This window comes from Thioclava nitratireducens, assembly GCF_001940525.2.
Lineage (GTDB): Bacteria > Pseudomonadota > Alphaproteobacteria > Rhodobacterales > Rhodobacteraceae > Thioclava > Thioclava nitratireducens.
In genome coordinates, this window is the sequence record NZ_CP019437.1 from 758,207 (window position 1) to 775,306 (window position 17,100).

A 17,100-nucleotide genomic window follows, 5' to 3' on the forward strand; every position below is an offset into this window, starting at 1 on the left:
CCAAAACCGGAGGAGCTGCGCGCCATGTCTGACAAGCTAGAAAAACTTCCCGAAGAAAGCGGCCCGTCGGGCGGGTGGGGCTCGTTGAAGGGTATCGCCCGGATCTTCGGTGAATCCTGGCCTTCTTCGCCTGACGTGCTGCGCGAACTCGAGCGGCAGAACAAGCCGGGCGGCTTCATGTGCGCCTCCTGCGCCTTCCCGAAACCTGCCAATTACCACCCGTTCGAATTCTGCGAAAACGGGGCGAAGGCGACGCTGTGGGAGATGACGAAATCGCGCCACACGCCCGAGTTCTGGGATGATCATACGGTTGCGGAACTCAAGGACTGGCCCGATCACGAGCTGGAAAAGACCGGCCGCCTGACCGCGCCGATGCGCTACGATCGCGCCTCCGACCGCTATATCGAGGTCAGCTGGGACGAGGCTTTCTCAGAGATCGGGACGATCCTGAAGGGGCTGCCGAAGAAAGAGGTCGTATTCTATTCCTCGGGCCATGCCGGGCTGGAAGCGAGCTATCTCTGGGCTCTGATGGCGCGCGCCTACGGCAACAACAACCTGCCGCAAAGCTCCAACATGTGCCACGAGACGACTTCGGTCGGCCTCAAGAAGGTGATCGGCTCGCCGGTCGGCACCATTCTCTGGGAAGATCTCGAAGAGACCGACTGCTTCTTCTTCTTCGGTCAGAACCCCGGCACCAACTCGCCGCGTTTCCTGCATCCGCTGAAGGCGGCGAAGGATCGCGGGGCGAAGATCGTCACTTTCAATCCGGTGAAGGAACAGGGGCTCGTCAGCTTCGTCGATCCGCAGAACCTCTACGACATGGCACGGGGTCACGAGACGAAGATCTCCGACCAGTATCACCAGTTGAAGGCAGGCTCGGACATCGCGGCGCTGACCGGCCTGTGCAAGGCGGTGCTGGAAGAGGACGAGAAAGCCCAGGCGCAGGGTCGCCCAGCGGTCGTCGACTGGGAGTTCCTGAAAGAGCACGCGATCAATTACGACGAGTTCCTGACCTTCTGCCGCACGACGTCGTGGGAACAAATCACCGAGGAATGCGGGCTGTCCGAGGCCGAGCTGCGGCAGGCGGCGGATGTCTACATCCACGCCCAGAAGGTCATCGGCGTCTATGGCATGGGGCTTACTCAGCACGCGCATGGGGCGACCAATATCGGGATGCTGGTGAACTTCCTCGCGCTGCGCGGAAATATCGGGCGCAAGGGCGCGGGGTGCTGCCCGGTGCGCGGCCACTCCAACGTTCAGGGCCAGCGTACGGTGGGCATCGCCGAAAAGGCGAAGCTGATCCCGATGGACAAGCTGCGCGAGCTCTACGATTTCGAGCCGCCGCAGGAAGACGGTTTCCACATCGTCGACGCCGCGCAGGCCATGCTGGAGGGCAAGGTCTCGGCTACCTTCTCGCTCGGCGGCAACTTGGTTCGGGCGCTACCCGATAGCGACCGGATAGAAGAGGCGTGGCCGAAGCAGAAGCTCACGGTGATGATCTCGACGAAGCTCAACCGTTCCCATCTCTATCCGGGCGAGGTGGCTTATATCCTCCCCTGTCTGAGCCGGTCGGAAAAGGACGAGCAGGAAACGGGTAACCAATACGTCTCGGTCGAGGACAGCTTTTCGATGATCCATGGCTCGCTCGGCAAGGGTGCGCCCGCGTCGGACAAGCTGAAATCCGAGCTAGCGATCACCTGTAGCATCGCGAAGGCGACCTGCGAGCCTAACCCGAAGCTGAAATGGGACGAGTGGGTGAAGGACTACTCCAAGGTCCGAGACCTGATCGAGGCGACCTACCCGGACGACTTCCGCGGCTTCAACGAGCGGCTGAACGAGCCGGGCGGGTTCTGGCGCGGCAATCCGGCGCATGATCGCATCTGGAAGACCGAGAGTGGCAAGCTGGAGTTCACGACGCCGTCCAAGCTCAACGCGCTGGGGTTCGACGACAAACCGGGCCGCTACCGGATGATCACGATGCGCTCCAACGACCAGTTCAACACCACGATCTACGGCTATTCGGACCGCTTCCGCGGGATCGAGGGGACGCGTGACGTGCTCTTGATGAACAAGATCGACATGGCCGATCTGGGGCTCGAGCACGGCGACCCTGTGGTTGTCCATGGCGACATGGATGATGGGGTCGCACGCAGCAAGACCGGGCTCAAGGTCGTCACCTTCGAGCTGCCGCGCGGCACGGTCGGGGGCTATTACCCCGAGTGCAACGTGCTGGTGCCGGTGGGGCTCAATGACGAGCTGTCGAAGACGCCCGGCTCCAAGGGCGTCCCGGTGCGTATCGAGAAAGCCTAAGCGGGAACGGCGGCGGGGCGACGGCAGTCGATCCACGCGATGGCGAGGAAGACAAGCCCCGCCGCTGCCAGCCCCGCACCGACATAACCTGTGGCGGTCCAGCCATAGCCTTCCGCCAGCGCGATCCCGGCAAGAAACGGCCCGATCGCGTTGGCGAGATTGAAGGCCGCGTGATTGAGGGCAGCGGCGAGCGTCTGAGCCTCGCCCGCGACTTCCATCAGCCGCATCTGCATCGGGATCACCATCCCGGCGGTCGAGCCGAGCGCGACCATCGCCACCGACATCGCGACCCAGTTGCCAATGGTGAAGGTGTAGAGGATCGACATCACCATCATCCCGCAAAGCAGGATCACCCCCGCGCCGAAGCGCGACCAATCAGAGAGCTTGCCCGAAATCCAGTTGCCCAGCGTGCCGCCCACGCCGAAGGCGGACAGTGCCACAGGGATCGTCCAGGCGGGGCCTGCCTGCGTGTCGATCATCGCCGCTGACAAGTAGGAATAGACCGCGAAGATGCCGCCGAAGCCGATCGAGCCTACAAGAAGCGTCAGCCAGACCGAGCGATTGGCCAGAGCACCGAGCTCGCGCATCGGGCTGGCGTTCGGATCGCGCGGTGTCGCAGGGGCGACGCGCGCGATCATCAGGGCCGAAGCCGCGCAGATCACCGCCACGATAGCAAAGCCCCAGCGCCAGCCGAAATTCTGGCCGATCGCCCCCGCCAGCGGCACGCCCACGATATTCGCGATCGTCAGGCCCGAGATCACCATCGCGATGCCCTGCGCGCGTTTGCCTACGGGCATCAGGTCAGCGGCGAACAGCATCGCCATCCCGAAATAGGCCCCATGCGGCAGGCCCGAGGCAAAGCGCGCCGCCATGAAGCTATCCATATTCGGTGCGAACCCGGCCAGCAGGTTCGCCACCGCATAGAACCCCATCAGCCCGATCAGGAACTGCTTGCGCGGGATTTTCGCGCCGATCACCGCCAGAAGCGGCGCGCCGATCACGACGCCAAGCGCATAGGCCGAGATCGCATGACCGGCCCGCGCCTCGGTGATCCCGAAATCGGCCGCGTAATAGGGCAGCAGCCCCATGGACGCGAATTCGATCACGCCGATACCGAAAGTGCCAAGGGCCAGCGACAGGATCACGGCCCGCGCGTGGCGGGGTTCGAGCGTCATGGTAGTCTCCGAAAATAGGCGTGTAGCGCGAGTATCAGCCCCGTGACTTAGGCGATTGCTGCGCTGCGGCAAGGGGCGGCCCGGTTATTTCCCGTAATAGTCGCGGAACCACGCCACGAATTTCGCGATCCCCTCGCGGACATTCGTCTGCGGACGGTATCCGGTAAGGCTTTGCAGAAGCGAGGCATCGGCCCATGTCGCGGGCACGTCGCCTTTCTGCATCTCCATGTAATTGCGCTTTGCGGGGCGGCCCAGCTCGGCCTCCAGCGCATCGACGAAATCCAGAAGCTTCACCTTGTCGGAATTGCCGATATTGACGATCCGGTAGGGGGCCACGGGCGAAAGGCTGTCGCCCTCGGCGATCTCGTCGCGCGAGGCGGGGCGCTCGGGGACTGCATCGATCAACAGGCGGATGCCGCGCACGAGGTCTTCGACATAGGTGAAGTCGCGGTACATCTCGCCATGGTTATAGATGTCGATCGGGCGGTCGTTCAGGATCGCATCGGTGAACTTGAACAGCGCCATGTCGGGACGGCCCCACGGCCCGTAGACCGTGAAGAAGCGGAACATGGTCGTCGGCAGGTTCCACAGATGAGCATAGGAATGGCCCATCGACTCGGTCGCCTTCTTCGTCGCCGCATAGATCGTCAGCTGCGTGTCTGCCTTGTCGGTCTCGGCATAGGGCATGTCCTCGTTCGCGCCGTAGACCGACGAGGTCGAGGCCATCAGCAGGTGCTTAACCTCGTGGCGGCGCGCGGCCTCCATCACGTTGAAGGTGCCGACGATATTGGCATCGATATAAGCGCGGGGCTGTTCGAGGCTGTAGCGCACGCCGGCTTGAGCTGCGAGATGGACGATGATCTCGGGTTTGAACTCATCCGCCATCGCGTCGAAGGTCTCGAGGTCTTCGAGCATCCCCTCGGTCGCGGAGAAATTCGGGTTCTGCAGCAGCATCGCGTGACGGCGCTGTTTGAGGGCGACATCATAATAGTCGGTCATCCCGTCATAGCCATGCACCCGGTAACCTTCGTCGAGCAGCAGCTTCGCCAGATGGTAACCGATGAAGCCGGCGGTGCCGGTGATCAGGATGCGCGTCATGAATGTCCCCCGCAAATACTGCATCTGCAGTAGCGAGAGGGGGGTGGGAAGGTCAAGCGAGGCGGAGAAAATGTCCCCGGGCAGAGGAGGGGGAACGGCAGCCCAAGCCACCGCCCAAAGCGCGAACGCGGGAGTTGCGTGCGCGGGGCAAACGCACTATACGCCCCCGGTGGCCCGACGGCCGCATCAGAATCAACGCAAAAAGCCGTGTCCCTTCCGCACTCGCTTCGGGAAGGTGTTCCGGCAAGGAGAAGCGATATGAAACTCAATGAACTGCGCGACAACGAAGGCGCGGCCCAGAAGAAAAAGCGCGTCGCCCGCGGTCCCGGCTCGGGCAAGGGCAAGATGGCTGGCCGTGGTATCAAAGGTCAGAAGTCGCGTTCGGGTGTGGCCCTGAACGGTTACGAAGGCGGCCAGATGCCGCTCTATCGTCGTCTTCCGAAGCGTGGCTTCACCAAGCCGAACGCGAAGAAGTTCAACGTCGTGAACCTCGGCCAGATCGAGAAATTCATCGAAGCCGGCAAGCTCGACGCGAAATCGGACATCACCGAAGACGCTCTGGTCGCGGCCGGTGTCGTGCGCCGCAAGCTCGATGGCGTGCGTGTTCTCGCCAAGGGCGACATCAAGTCGAAAGTGGCTCTGAAGGTCACCGGCGCTTCGAAATCGGCCATCGAGGCTGTCGAGAAGGCTGGCGGCTCGGTCACGGTGGCGCAGGCCGCTGAATAAGCTGTTGTGAGCGGGCCCCGGCCCGATTACATAGGCGAAGGTTTTCTAGGCGCCGCCGACCGGGAACCGGTTGGGCGGCGCTTTACATGAAAGAGACGAGCATATGGCATCTGCTGCAGAGCAAATGGCGGCGAACCTCAGCTGGGACGCCCTGGGCAAAGCCACCGAGCTGCGCCAGCGCATCTTCTTCACCATTGGTTTGCTGATCATCTACCGCCTTGGCACCTATATTCCGGTTCCGGGCATCGACGCGCAGGCACTGCGCGAATTCATGCAAAGCGCGGGCTCCGGCCTTGGCGGCGTGTTGTCGATGTTCACGGGCGGCGCGCTCGGTCGGATGGGTGTCTTCGCACTCGGCATCATGCCCTATATCTCGGCCTCGATCATCATCCAGCTTCTGACCGCTCTGGTGCCCGCACTCGAGCAGATGAAGAAGGAAGGCGAGCAGGGCCGCAAGAAGATCAACCAGATCACGCGCTATGCGACCGTGGCCCTGGCGACCTTCCAGGCATGGGGGCTGGCCGTCTCGCTCGAGAAGGGCGATCTGGCACACGATCCGGGCCTGTTCTTCGTCGCAGCCGTGGTCATCACGCTCGTCGGCGGCACAATGTTCCTGATGTGGCTGGGTGAGCAGATCACCGCACGCGGCATCGGCAACGGCATCTCGCTCATCATCTTCGTCGGTATCGTCGCGGAAATCCCGGCGGCTCTGGCCCGCTTCCTCGAGCAGGGCCGCGCCGGTGCGATCTCCACTCCGGTGATCCTCGGGGTGATCCTGATGATCGCGATCGTGATCACCTTCGTCGTCTTCATGGAACGCGCGCTGCGCAAGATCCATATCCAGTATCCGCGCCGTCAGGTGGGGATGAAGGTCTATGACGGCGGCTCCAGCCACCTGCCGATCAAGGTGAACCCGGCGGGCGTCATCCCGGCGATCTTCGCCTCGTCGCTCCTGCTGCTGCCGACCACCATCGCGACCTTCTCGGGCCAGAACACCGGTCCCGTGATGTCGACGATCCTCGCCTATTTCGGCCCGGGTCAGCCACTGTATCTGCTGTTCTACGTCGCGATGATCGTGTTCTTCGCCTATTTCTACACCGCGAACGTGTCGTTCAAATCGGACGAGGTCGCGGATAACCTGAAAAATCAGGGCGGCTTCGTGCCCGGCATCCGTCCCGGCAAGAAGACCGAGGAATATCTCGACTACGTTGTCAGCCGCGTTCTGGTGATCGGCTCTGCCTATCTCGCTGCGGTCTGCCTTCTGCCCGAGATCCTGCGTTCGCAGCTGTCCATCCCGTTCTACTTCGGCGGCACCTCGGTTCTGATCGTGGTCACCGTTTCGATGGACACCATCAACCAAATTCAGTCGCATCTTCTGGCCCACCAATACGAGGGTCTGATCGAGCGTTCGCAGCTTCGCGGCCGTTCGGGCAAGAAGAAGAAGGGGCCGCGCAAGCCGCCCGCGCGCCGCTAAATCCGCCAAGCGTTTTCAGGGGGAGCCGACATGGCAAATATCATTCTTCTCGGCCCGCCTGGCGCGGGCAAGGGCACCCAGGCCCGCCGTCTCGTCGAAGAGCGCGGCATGGTCCAGCTCTCGACCGGCGACATGCTGCGAGAGGCGAAGGACTCCGGCACCGAGATGGGCAATGTCGTCGCCGAAGTGATGGCCAAGGGCCAGCTGGTGACCGACGAGATCGTCATCGGTCTGATCGAGGAAAAGCTCGCCGCTGGTGGCGAAGGCTTCATTTTCGACGGCTTCCCGCGGACGCTGGGCCAGGCCGACGCCCTGGGCAAGCTGCTCGCCAAGATGGGCACCAAGCTCGACGCGGTGATTGAGATGCAGGTCGATGACGAGGCGCTTGTCGCCCGCATCACCGGCCGCTCGACCTGCGGTGGTTGCGGCGAGGTCTATCATGATCAGACCAAGCCCTGGCCCGCGGATGGCAAATGCGAGAAGTGCGGCGGCACCGACGTGAAGCGTCGTGCGGATGACAACGAAGAAAGCCTGCGCACCCGGTTGATGGAGTATTACAAGAAGACCTCTCCACTGATCGGCTACTACTACCACGCGGGCGATCTGTTTACGATCGACGGGCTGGCCGAAATCGAGACCGTAGCGACCTCGATCGCGCGGATTCTCGACCAGCAAGGGTAATCGTAAAAGAAGCCTTGACCCGGAGGGCGTTTACCTCTAGGTCACGGCGTCTCCGATGAGAATCGTTTCCGAAAAGGGAGAGATTCCCTCGGGGAATAATCGTGGGGTCCGAAGCGCCAGTTTCGGGCCTCGTGTTGTGAAAAAAGGGCCTGGGGTTACGGGCTCGCAACGAAAGGATACACGCTTTGGCTCGTATTGCTGGCGTCAACATTCCGACCGGGAAACGCGTCCCGATCGCACTTACCTACATCACCGGGATCGGTCCCCATTCGGCTAAGCAGATTTGCGAAGCCACGGGTATCGACGTGACCCGTCGCGTCAACGAGCTTTCGGACTCCGAAGTGCTCGCGATCCGCGAACATATCGACGCCAACTACACCGTCGAGGGCGACCTGCGCCGTGAAGTTCAGATGAACGTCAAGCGCCTGATGGATCTCGGCTGCTACCGTGGCCTGCGTCATCGTCGCAACCTGCCCGTGCGCGGTCAGCGCACCCATACGAATGCGCGCACGCGCAAAGGCCCGGCGAAACCCATCGCTGGCAAGAAGAAGTAAGGGGAGGCAGGACAAATGGCTCGTGATAAGGTTCGCGCTAAGCGCAAGGAACGCAAGAACATCGCCGCTGGCGTCGTTCATGTGAACTCCTCGTTCAACAACACCAAAATCCTGATCTCTGACGTGCAGGGCAACGCGATCTCGTGGTCGTCGGCTGGCACGATGGGCTTCAAGGGCTCGCGCAAGTCGACCCCCTACGCCGCTCAGATGGCTGCGGAAGATGCGGCCAAGAAGGCTCAGGAACACGGTCTGCGCACCGTGGACGTCGAAGTTCAGGGTCCGGGTTCGGGTCGTGAATCGGCGCTGCGCGCGCTGGCTGCGGTCGGTCTGACCGTCACCTCGATCCGTGACGTGACCCCGATCGCCCATAACGGCTGCCGCCCGCCGAAGCGTCGCCGCGTCTAATCTAGATTACGACGGTCGGGCCGTGCGGGATTCCCGTGCGGCCCGCCCGCATTTTTCGGTTTTATCCTCGGGCGTCCCCGACTTTGGGCATGGGTCTGGGACAGGTATGGAGGCAAACGCATGATCCACAAGAATTGGGCTGAACTCATCAAGCCGACGCAGCTTGAAATCAAGCCCGGCAACGACCCGCTGCGTCAGGCGACGATCGTCGCCGAACCGCTCGAGCGTGGCTTTGGCCTGACGCTCGGCAACGCGCTGCGCCGCGTACTGCTCTCGTCGCTTCAGGGCGCCGCGATCACCAGCGTCCAGATCGACAACGTGCTGCACGAGTTCTCGTCGGTCGCGGGCGTTCGTGAAGACGTGACCGATATCGTCCTGAACCTCAAGGGCGTTGCTCTGCGTATGGACGTTGAAGGTCCGAAGCGCCTCTCGATCTCGGCCAAGGGCCCGGGCGTCGTGACCGCTGGCGACATTACCGAGACCGCGGGCATCGAGGTCCTGAACAAGGATCACGTGATCTGCCACCTCGACGATGGCGCCGACCTGTTCATGGAATTGACCGTTAACACCGGCAAGGGCTACGTCGCCGCCGACAAGAACCGTCCCGAGGATGCGCCCATCGGCCTGATCCCCGTCGACGCGATCTATTCGCCGGTCAAGAAAGTCGCCTACGAAGTGCAGCCGACCCGTGAAGGTCAGGTTCTGGACTATGACAAGCTGACCATGAAGGTCGAGACCGACGGTTCGCTGTCGGCCGAGGACGCGGTGGCCTTCGCTGCCCGCATCCTGCAGGACCAGCTTTCGATCTTCGTCAACTTCGAAGAGCCGGAATCGGCTGGCAAGCAGGACCAGGACGACGGTCTCGAGTTCAACCCGCTTCTGCTGAAGAAAGTGGACGAGCTGGAACTGTCCGTGCGTTCGGCGAACTGCCTGAAGAACGACAACATCGTCTATATCGGCGACCTGATCCAGAAAACCGAAGCCGAGATGCTCCGCACCCCGAACTTCGGCCGCAAGTCGCTGAACGAGATCAAGGAAGTGCTCTCGGGCATGGGGCTGCATCTCGGGATGGAAGTCGAAGATTGGCCGCCGGAGAACATCGAAGATCTGGCCAAGCGTTTCGAAGACCAGTTCTGATTGACGAATTGAGGGGCGTTGGCTAAACGCCCCTCCAATGCCCGGACTGCCGGGGACTATCTGGGTCACAAGACCCCAAGGTGAGTCGGTGACACGCATCGCCGGCCTGACAAAGCAAAACGCAAGATTGGAGAATGACAATGCGTCACGCACGTGGCTACCGCCGCCTCAACCGTACCCATGAGCACCGCAAGGCGCTCTTCGCCAACATGGCTGGCTCGCTGATCGAGCACGAGCAGATCAAGACGACCCTGCCGAAGGCGAAAGAACTGCGCCCGGTCATCGAGAAGCTGGTCACGCTCGCCAAGCGCGGCGATCTGCACGCTCGCCGTCAGGCGGCCTCGCAGCTCAAGCAGGACCAGTATGTCGCGAAGCTGTTCGACATCCTCGGCCCGCGCTACAAGGAGCGTCAGGGCGGCTACGTTCGCATTTTGAAAGCCGGTTTCCGTTACGGCGACATGGCGCCGATGGCGATCATCGAATTCGTCGACCGCGATCTGGACGCCAAAGGTGCTGCAGATAAAGCACGCGTCGAAGCCGAAGAGGCTGCAGAGGATTGATCCTCGCAGATGATTTCCCTTCGAAATCAACGAGTACTGGGAAATCCCGCCTTTTGGGCGGGATTTTCTTATTTCCGCCTGCATTTTCACGCAATTCTCGCGCAAAAGGTTATTGCGCAGGTGTGAAGCTTTCGCGAGTGTAAACGCGAGGGCGAGTGGGGACGTAAAGCCACTGTCGGAGCGAACTCCGCAGGGCGCGAACACTTTTAAGTTGACCGGGTTAATTCCAAACTGTCTAAAAAGATATGTCGATACAGAGCAGAATCGATTTGAAACTCCGTGACTTGGATCGTTTAGCTCCAGGTGGTTATTTTGTTGGACTGCATATTCGTTTTACGGCGCCGCTGATGACGTTCCAGACTTACGACAAGGCTTGGCTCGATCATTACACCGCAAACGGCTATGTGCTCCGCGACCCAATGACTGCTTGGGGGTTTAGCGAGACCGGCGCAATCCGGTGGAGCGACCCGCGGCTACCCGATCCTTTCCGTCTCTTCGATGAGGCCAAGAAATACGGTCTTATTTACGGGGCGACAGTCTCATGCGGCCCGATCCGGTCCCGTACTATCGCAAGCATGGCGCGCGATGATCGGGAATTCGACCTTACCGAGATCGAGACCTTCGAGCTTATCGTGCGTGAAATGCACGATATGACTCAACCGCCTGAGGAACTCACGCGAGCTCAGATCGAAGCCCTGCGCTGTGTTGCTGGGGGTGACCGACACGCGGCGGCGGCCGCGAAACTTGGAATTTCGGAAAGCGCGCTCAAGGCGCGGCTGAATTCTGCGCGCGCAAGACTGATGGCTCGGACGACCGCCGAAGCTATTCAGCGCGCAAAGGATTTCCGCCTGTTATAGTGTTGTTGACCCTCCGCACGGCTGTACTGTGTTAAACCTGCAGGAGGAAGACATGCAGACCACTACGCTTTCGTTCACCAATTTCCATAATCATGGTGAGCTATTCGCAAACATGCTGCGCGCACGTCGCGAGCTCTTCATCGTCCAGAACAAATGGGACCTCCCTGAAGCGATGGGCATGGAATATGATCAGTATGACACCCCGGCGAGCCGCTGGGTGGTGGTCCATGACGAACTGGGCAAGGTGCTGGCAGGCAACCGTCTCACGCCCACGACGGCAACCTGCGGGATCTACAGCTACATGATCCGCGACGCGCAGCGTGGGCTACTCGCGACGATCCCGTCAGATCTTCTCTATGACGAAGCTCCGGTCAGCGAGACCGTGTGGGAAAGCTCGCGTCTCTTCGTGTCGCATGACGTTCCGATGGCGCTGCGCCGCAAGGTCCATGCGCGTCTCGTGCAGGAAATCGGCAATTCTGCCCGGCAACTCGGCGCAAGCTCCGCCCTTACCCTTCTGAACGCGAATTGGCCGCGTTGGGCGGGTCGGGTTGGAGTGGACATGACGGCGATGGGGCCGGTCATGGAGATCGACGGGATCAAGAACCAGGTCGTGTCGATGGACTTTTCCCAGAACCTTCATTGAAAGCGTGGGGGAGATCAGGGCTCCCGTGCGACCCCACACGCACGGGGGCTTTTCGTGAGCCGAGCTAATCACTAGGTTCACGCCATCATGGCCGACCTATTCGACACGCCCCCCGATCCCTCCGCGCCTGCGCCCGAAGCGCCGCGCCCGCTCGCCGATCGCATCCGTCCCAAAACGCTGGGTGAGGTGATCGGTCAGGAGCAGGTGCTTGGCCCCGATGGGCCGCTGGGTGCGATGCTGGCCGCGGGCTCGCTTGGCTCGCTGATCCTTTGGGGGCCGCCCGGCGTCGGCAAGACGACCATCGCGCGACTGCTGGCCGATGCCTCCGACCGCGCCTTCGTACAGATTTCCGCGATCTTCACCGGCGTGCCGGAACTGCGCAAAGTCTTCGAAGCTGCCAAGCTTCGGCGCGGGCAGGGCAGGGGCACGCTCCTCTTCGTCGACGAGATTCACCGTTTCAACAAGGCGCAGCAGGACAGCTTCCTGCCGCATATGGAAGACGGCACGATCATGCTGGTGGGGGCCACCACCGAGAATCCGAGCTTCGAGCTGAACGCCGCTGTGCTGAGCCGGGCGCAGGTCATGGTACTCGAGCGGCTCGACCTCGCCGACCTGGAACGCCTCGCGCAGCGCGCCGAGAAGGCGCTCGGCCGTCCCCTGCCGCTGACCGGCAAGGCGCGCGAGGCGCTGCTGGAGATGGCCGATGGCGACGGGCGCGCGCTTCTGAACCTGATCGAGCAGGTCGCGGCGTGGAGAGTGACCGGCAATCTCGACACGGACGCGCTCTCGACCCGACTGATGCGCCGCGCGGCGAAATACGACAAATCGGGCGACGAGCATTACAACCTGATCTCGGCGCTCCATAAATCCGTGCGCGGATCGGACCCGGATGCCGCGCTCTATTGGTTCGCGCGGATGCTGGAGGGCGGCGAGGATCCGCGCTACCTCGCGCGGCGCTTCGTGCGCATGGCGGTGGAGGATATCGGGCTCGCCGATCCGCAGGCCCAGACCCATGCGCTGCACGCGTGGGAAATCTACGAGCGCATCGGCTCGCCCGAGGGGGAGTTGGCGCTGGCGCAGACGGTGATCTATCTCGCACTCGCGCCAAAATCCAACGCGGGCTACGTCGCCTACAAGGGCGCGCGGGCGCAGGCGCAGAAGACCGGCTCGGAGCCGCCGCCGAAGCATATTCTGAACGCCCCGACCAAGCTGATGTCGGAACAGGGCTACGGCGCGGGCTACGCCTATGACCACGACGCCGAGGATGGCTTCTCGGGGCAGAACTACTTCCCCGACACGATGAAGCGCCCGGTCCTCTACCAGCCGGTTGAGCGTGGCTTCGAGCGCGAGTTGAAAAAGCGGGTCGACTGGTTTGCCAAGCTGCGCGAACAGCGCAAATCTTGACATTCGGGCCCGTGACCGCTCTTACGGCGCCAAAGGAGACAGCGATGCTTTCTACGATCTTGCAGGTCGCGCTTGGCGGCGCGATGGGCGCATCGGGGCGTTACCTCGTGGGCGTCGGGATGATGCGCAGCTTCGGCCCGCAGCCCTTCCCGCTGGGCGTGATCACGGTGAACATCCTCGGCTCGTTCCTGATGGGCGCGCTCGTGGTATTCCTTGGTGACAAGCAGCTGACCCATTGGAACGCCTTCCTAGCGACCGGCTTCCTCGGGGGCTTTACGACCTTCTCCTCCTTCTCGCTCGAAGCCTATCGCTTGATCGAGAAGGGCGACGTCACATTGGCAGTCAGCTATATCGGACTGTCGGTCGGCGCGGGGCTTCTAGGCCTCGTCGCGGGCATTCTACTTATGAGGGCCATGCTATGAGCGGCGTCCAGCATATCACCGTCACCGAGGAAGAGGGCGAACAGCGCCTCGACCGGTTCCTGAAAAAGCGGTTTCCGCAACTGTCCCAAGGCATGATCGAGAAGTTTTGCCGCAAGGGCGACCTGCGCGTGGACAAGGGCCGGGTAAAGGCCAATTCGCGCGTCGCGCCGGGGCAGGAAATCCGCGTGCCGCCGATCCCCGATTCCGCGCCCGCGCCGAAGACCGAGGGCATCTCGGACGCGGATGCGAAATTCATCCAGAGCTGCGTGCTGTGGAAGGATGAACACATCATCGCGCTCAACAAACCGCCGGGGCTGCCCTCGCAGGGCGGCTCGGGGCAGGGCAACCGTCATGTCGACGGGCTGAGCGAGGCGCTGAAATTCGGCTACAAGGACAAGCCGAAGCTGGTGCATCGCTTGGACAAGGACACCTCCGGCGTTCTGCTGCTCGCGCGCACCGACCGCGTCGCGCGCCGCCTGTCAGAGGCGTTCCGCGGTAAGACCACCCGCAAGATCTATTGGGCGGCCGTCGCAGGCGCACCCGAACCGAAGACCGGAACGATCCGCTTCGGCCTCGTGAAGGCGCCGGGTCATGGCCGAGGTGGCGAGGGCGAGAAGATGATCTGCGTGCATCCCGCGAAGGTCGACAAGACCGAGGGCGCCAAGCGCGCGACTACCGATTATTTCACGCTGCACATCCTCGGGCAGCGGGTCAGCTGGGTCGCGCTGGTGCCGATCACCGGGCGCACCCACCAGCTGCGCGCACATATGGCCGAGATCGGCAACCCGATCATCGGTGACGGCAAGTACGGCGGCTCGGGTCAGGAGAATCTCGGCGATGGCTGGGGCGCGCAGCTGGGAGGAGAAATCTCCCGCAAGCTGCATTTGCATGCGCGCCAGATCAGCTTCGATCATCCGATCAGCGGCAAGCGGATCACCCTGACCGCGCCGCTGCCCGAACATATGAAACGGACATGGGACCTGCTGGACTGGCACGAGAAAGACGTGCCCGCCGACCCGTTCGAGGATCTGGCATGAAACTTGCGATCTTCGACGTCGACGGCACGATCTCGGACAGCCAGAATCATATCACCCACGCGATGACGCTCGGGTTCGAGGCGGCGGGCCTTCCCGCGCCGGCCGCGTCCGAAGTGCTCCAGATCGTGGGCCTGTCGCTGCCGCTCGCGGTGGCACGGCTCGCGCCCGAGCACGATGCCGAGACGCAGGCGCGCATCGTCGAGGGCTACAAGCAAAGTTACATGACCACGCGCGCCGCCTCTCCCGCACCGCTCTATCCCGGGGCGGAGGCGCTCCTGCGCAAGCTCGCCGCGCGCGATGACATGCTGCTGGCGGTCGCCACCGGGAAATCCCGCCGCGGGTTGCGCGCGCTGATCGAGCATCACGGGCTGGAAGGGCTGTTCGTCAGCCTGCAGACGGCGGACGATCACCCCTCCAAGCCGCACCCGTCGATGATCGGCGCGGCGCTGAGCGAGACCGGCGTGGACGCACGTGACGCGGTGATGATCGGCGATACTAGCTTCGACATGGCGATGGGCCGCAGCGCGGGCGTCGCGACGATCGGCGTGCGCTGGGGCTACCACGCGTCGCACCTGCTCGAAGCTGCGGGCGCGCATTGGATGGTCGATGATTTCGACTCGCTGGAAACGACACTTCTGGACCTGTGGGAGATGAGCGCATGAGCGAATGGGCGGCGAAACGGTTCTGGAAAGAAACCACCGTCACCGAGCGTCCGGAAGGGTTCGGCGTGGCGCTTGACGGGCGTGCGGTGAAGACGCCGGCGAAAGCCGCGCTGACCGTGCCGACCCGTGCCTATGCCGAGGCGATCGCCGCCGAATGGGACGCGCAAGAGGGCGCGATCCAGCCCCACAAGATGCCGGTCACCCGTTCGGCCAACGCCGCGATCGACAAGGTCGCGCGCCAGCATTCCGAGGTTGTCGCCCATGTCTGCGAATTCGGCGGCACCGATCTTCTGTGCTACCGCGCCGAGGCGCCGGCGGAGCTGTTCGATCTTCAGGCAGAGAAATGGGATCCGTTGTTGGAGTGGGCGGCGCAGACCTATGGCGCAGCGCTCAAGGTCACGACGGGAATCCTGCCGGTCGATCAGCCTGCGGACCATCTGGCACGGCTGGAAGCGGAAGTCGCAGCCCTCGATCCGTTCGCGCTCGCGGCGCTCCACGATCTCGTGGGCATCACCGGCTCGCTCGTTCTGGGGCTGGCGGTAGCCCGCGGTCGGCTCTCGGCGGAAGAGGCGTGGGCGCTCTCGCGGCTCGACGAGGATTGGCAGATCGCGCAATGGGGGGAGGACGAAGAGGCGGCCGAGATCGCCGCACACAAGCGCGAGGCGCTGTGTGACGCGGCTCGAATCTGGTCGCTCGCCGAAAGGTGACCGCCCGGGATTCTTACGCCGCTTACGGACCTGCCAACAGCATCATCACTTGCCGATGATTTGCGCAGCTACCCTCACGAAATCCGGAAACTAGCCTTGACCTTCTTTGATCGGATGGACCAAACTTTCGTTACTCCGTGTCATGGGACACGATCGACCAGGTCCGTGAGGGACCAAGAACCGCTCTGTCAGAGCGGCGACAACAGGAAGAGGTAAAAATGAAGAAATCCGTCTTTTTCGGCGCGCTGACGGCTGCGACGCTGACTGCCGGTCTGGCTGGCGCGGCCACGCTCGATGACGTGAAATCGCGCGGAGAGCTGATCTGCGGCGTGAACACCGGTCTCGTCGGCTTCGCCGCGCCGGATGCCAACGGTAACTGGTCCGGCTTCGACGTCGCGGTCTGCCAGGCCGTCGCCGCCGCTGTGCTGGGCGACCCCTCGAAGGTTAAGTATGTTCCCACCTCGGGCCAGACGCGCTTCACCGCGCTCGGTTCGGGCGAAGTGGACCTGCTGGCACGTAACACCACCTGGACCTTCTCGCGCGACACCGACCTCAAGCTCCAGTTCACCGCGACCAACTACTACGACGGTCAGGGCTTCATGGTGCGCAAGGACTCGGGCGTGACCTCGGCCAAGGAACTCGACGGCGCGTCGATCTGTATCCAGACCGGCACCACGACCGAGCTGAACCTTGCCGACTACTTCAAGGCCAACAACATGTCCTATCAGCCGATCACGGTTGATTCGAATGCCGAAGGCGAACAACAGTTCCTCGCTGGCGCTTGTGACGCCTACACCACCGACGCGTCCGGCCTCGCTGCCACCCGCGCCGCTTTCGCGAACCCGTCGGATTACGTGATCCTGCCGGAAATCATCTCGAAAGAGCCGCTGGCTCCCGCCGTCCGTCAGGGCGACGATCAGTGGACCGACATCGTCCGCTGGACCGTCTTCGCGCTGATCGCGGCCGAAGAATACGGCGTGACCTCGGCCAATATCGACGAACTGGCCAAGGGCACCGACAACCCGGAAGTCAACCGCCTGCTCGGCACCGAGGGTGACCTCGGCGCGATGATCGGCCTCGACAAGACCTGGGCCGTCAACGCCATCAAGGCCAACGGCAACTACGGCGAGATCTTCGCTGCGACCATCGGCGAGCAGACCCCGATCGGTCTGGCCCGTGGCCTGAACGCACAATGGACCCAGGGCGGTCTGATGTACGCTCCTCCTTTCCGCTAAGGAGGGCCCGGCA

18 protein-coding genes are annotated in these 17,100 nt (G+C 62.7%); 16 read left to right on the top strand and 2 right to left on the bottom strand.

Going from position 1 to position 17,100, the window contains the following annotated elements; genetic code table 11:
- Positions 1–24 precede the first annotated feature (24 nt).
- Positions 25–2,310: an FdhF/YdeP family oxidoreductase gene (locus BMG03_RS03825; protein WP_075775941.1), complete on the top strand. Its 2,286-nt coding sequence runs from the start codon at positions 25–27 to the stop codon at positions 2,308–2,310.
- Here the strand turns inward: BMG03_RS03825 and BMG03_RS03830 are convergent.
- Both BMG03_RS03830 and BMG03_RS03835 read right to left on the bottom strand, forming a co-directional pair.
- Positions 2,307–3,485 carry an MFS transporter gene (locus BMG03_RS03830; protein WP_075775942.1) on the bottom strand — a complete coding sequence of 393 codons (1,179 nt, stop codon included), beginning with the start codon at positions 3,483–3,485 and terminating at the stop codon, positions 2,307–2,309. The two genes, BMG03_RS03825 and BMG03_RS03830, sit on opposite strands and share 4 nt — an antisense overlap.
- Before the next feature lie 84 nt (positions 3,486–3,569).
- The gene (locus BMG03_RS03835; protein ID WP_075775943.1) at positions 3,570–4,583 is read right to left on the bottom strand and encodes an SDR family NAD(P)-dependent oxidoreductase; all 1,014 of its coding nucleotides are present in this window, start codon (positions 4,581–4,583) and stop codon (positions 3,570–3,572) included.
- Between the two features lie 258 nt (positions 4,584–4,841).
- On the opposite strand from BMG03_RS03835, the gene rplO reads away from it, so the two are divergent.
- The 15 genes from rplO (at position 4,842) to BMG03_RS03910 (ending at position 17,087) form a co-directional block, all read left to right on the top strand.
- Positions 4,842–5,309, top strand: a complete 468-nt coding sequence (gene rplO, locus BMG03_RS03840) for a 50S ribosomal protein L15 (RefSeq protein WP_075775944.1) — start codon at positions 4,842–4,844, stop codon at positions 5,307–5,309.
- Positions 5,310–5,412: 103 nt separating this feature from the next.
- Positions 5,413–6,783 (top strand): preprotein translocase subunit SecY, encoded by a 1,371-nt coding sequence (gene secY, locus BMG03_RS03845; protein WP_075775945.1) that lies wholly within the window; start codon positions 5,413–5,415, stop codon positions 6,781–6,783.
- A 30-nt stretch (positions 6,784–6,813) separates the two neighbouring features.
- Positions 6,814–7,464 (top strand): adenylate kinase, encoded by a 651-nt coding sequence (locus tag BMG03_RS03850; RefSeq protein WP_075775946.1) that lies wholly within the window; start codon positions 6,814–6,816, stop codon positions 7,462–7,464.
- Between the two features lie 185 nt (positions 7,465–7,649).
- The gene (rpsM, locus tag BMG03_RS03855; RefSeq protein ID WP_075775947.1) at positions 7,650–8,018 is read left to right on the top strand and encodes a 30S ribosomal protein S13; all 369 of its coding nucleotides are present in this window, start codon (positions 7,650–7,652) and stop codon (positions 8,016–8,018) included.
- Between the two features lie 15 nt (positions 8,019–8,033).
- Entirely contained in the window at positions 8,034–8,423 is a 390-nt protein-coding gene (rpsK, locus tag BMG03_RS03860) for a 30S ribosomal protein S11 (protein WP_038076914.1), read from the top strand.
- A gap of 120 nt (positions 8,424–8,543) precedes the next feature.
- A complete protein-coding gene (locus tag BMG03_RS03865; protein ID WP_075775948.1) occupies positions 8,544–9,560 on the top strand; it encodes a DNA-directed RNA polymerase subunit alpha in 1,017 nt (338 codons plus the stop codon).
- Positions 9,561–9,700: 140 nt separating this feature from the next.
- The gene (gene rplQ, locus BMG03_RS03870; protein WP_075776021.1) at positions 9,701–10,120 is read left to right on the top strand and encodes a 50S ribosomal protein L17; all 420 of its coding nucleotides are present in this window, start codon (positions 9,701–9,703) and stop codon (positions 10,118–10,120) included.
- Positions 10,121–10,365: 245 nt separating this feature from the next.
- Positions 10,366–10,977 carry a helix-turn-helix transcriptional regulator gene (locus BMG03_RS03875; protein ID WP_075775949.1) on the top strand — a complete coding sequence of 204 codons (612 nt, stop codon included), beginning with the start codon at positions 10,366–10,368 and terminating at the stop codon, positions 10,975–10,977.
- A 52-nt stretch (positions 10,978–11,029) separates the two neighbouring features.
- Positions 11,030–11,620 (top strand): acyl-homoserine-lactone synthase, encoded by a 591-nt coding sequence (locus BMG03_RS03880; protein ID WP_075775950.1) that lies wholly within the window; start codon positions 11,030–11,032, stop codon positions 11,618–11,620.
- 87 nt (positions 11,621–11,707) lie between these two features.
- Positions 11,708–13,024, top strand: coding sequence for a replication-associated recombination protein A (locus BMG03_RS03885; protein ID WP_075775951.1), 1,317 nt, complete (start codon positions 11,708–11,710; stop codon positions 13,022–13,024).
- Positions 13,025–13,068: 44 nt separating this feature from the next.
- Positions 13,069–13,446, top strand: a complete 378-nt coding sequence (crcB, locus tag BMG03_RS03890) for a fluoride efflux transporter CrcB (protein ID WP_075775952.1) — start codon at positions 13,069–13,071, stop codon at positions 13,444–13,446.
- Positions 13,443–14,483, top strand: coding sequence for an RluA family pseudouridine synthase (locus BMG03_RS03895; protein WP_075775953.1), 1,041 nt, complete (start codon positions 13,443–13,445; stop codon positions 14,481–14,483). The genes crcB and BMG03_RS03895 overlap by 4 nt, the downstream gene beginning before the upstream one ends.
- On the top strand, positions 14,480–15,145 hold the full coding sequence (locus BMG03_RS03900) for an HAD-IA family hydrolase (protein ID WP_075775954.1): 666 nt from the start codon (positions 14,480–14,482) through the stop codon (positions 15,143–15,145). Before BMG03_RS03895 ends, BMG03_RS03900 begins: the two co-directional genes overlap by 4 nt.
- On the top strand, positions 15,142–15,852 hold the full coding sequence (locus tag BMG03_RS03905; protein WP_075775955.1) for an ATP12 family chaperone protein: 711 nt from the start codon (positions 15,142–15,144) through the stop codon (positions 15,850–15,852). Before BMG03_RS03900 ends, BMG03_RS03905 begins: the two co-directional genes overlap by 4 nt.
- Before the next feature lie 218 nt (positions 15,853–16,070).
- Complete coding sequence (locus BMG03_RS03910) at positions 16,071–17,087, top strand: amino acid ABC transporter substrate-binding protein (RefSeq protein WP_075775956.1); 1,017 nt, start codon at positions 16,071–16,073, stop codon at positions 17,085–17,087.
- Positions 17,088–17,100: the final 13 nt, after the last annotated feature.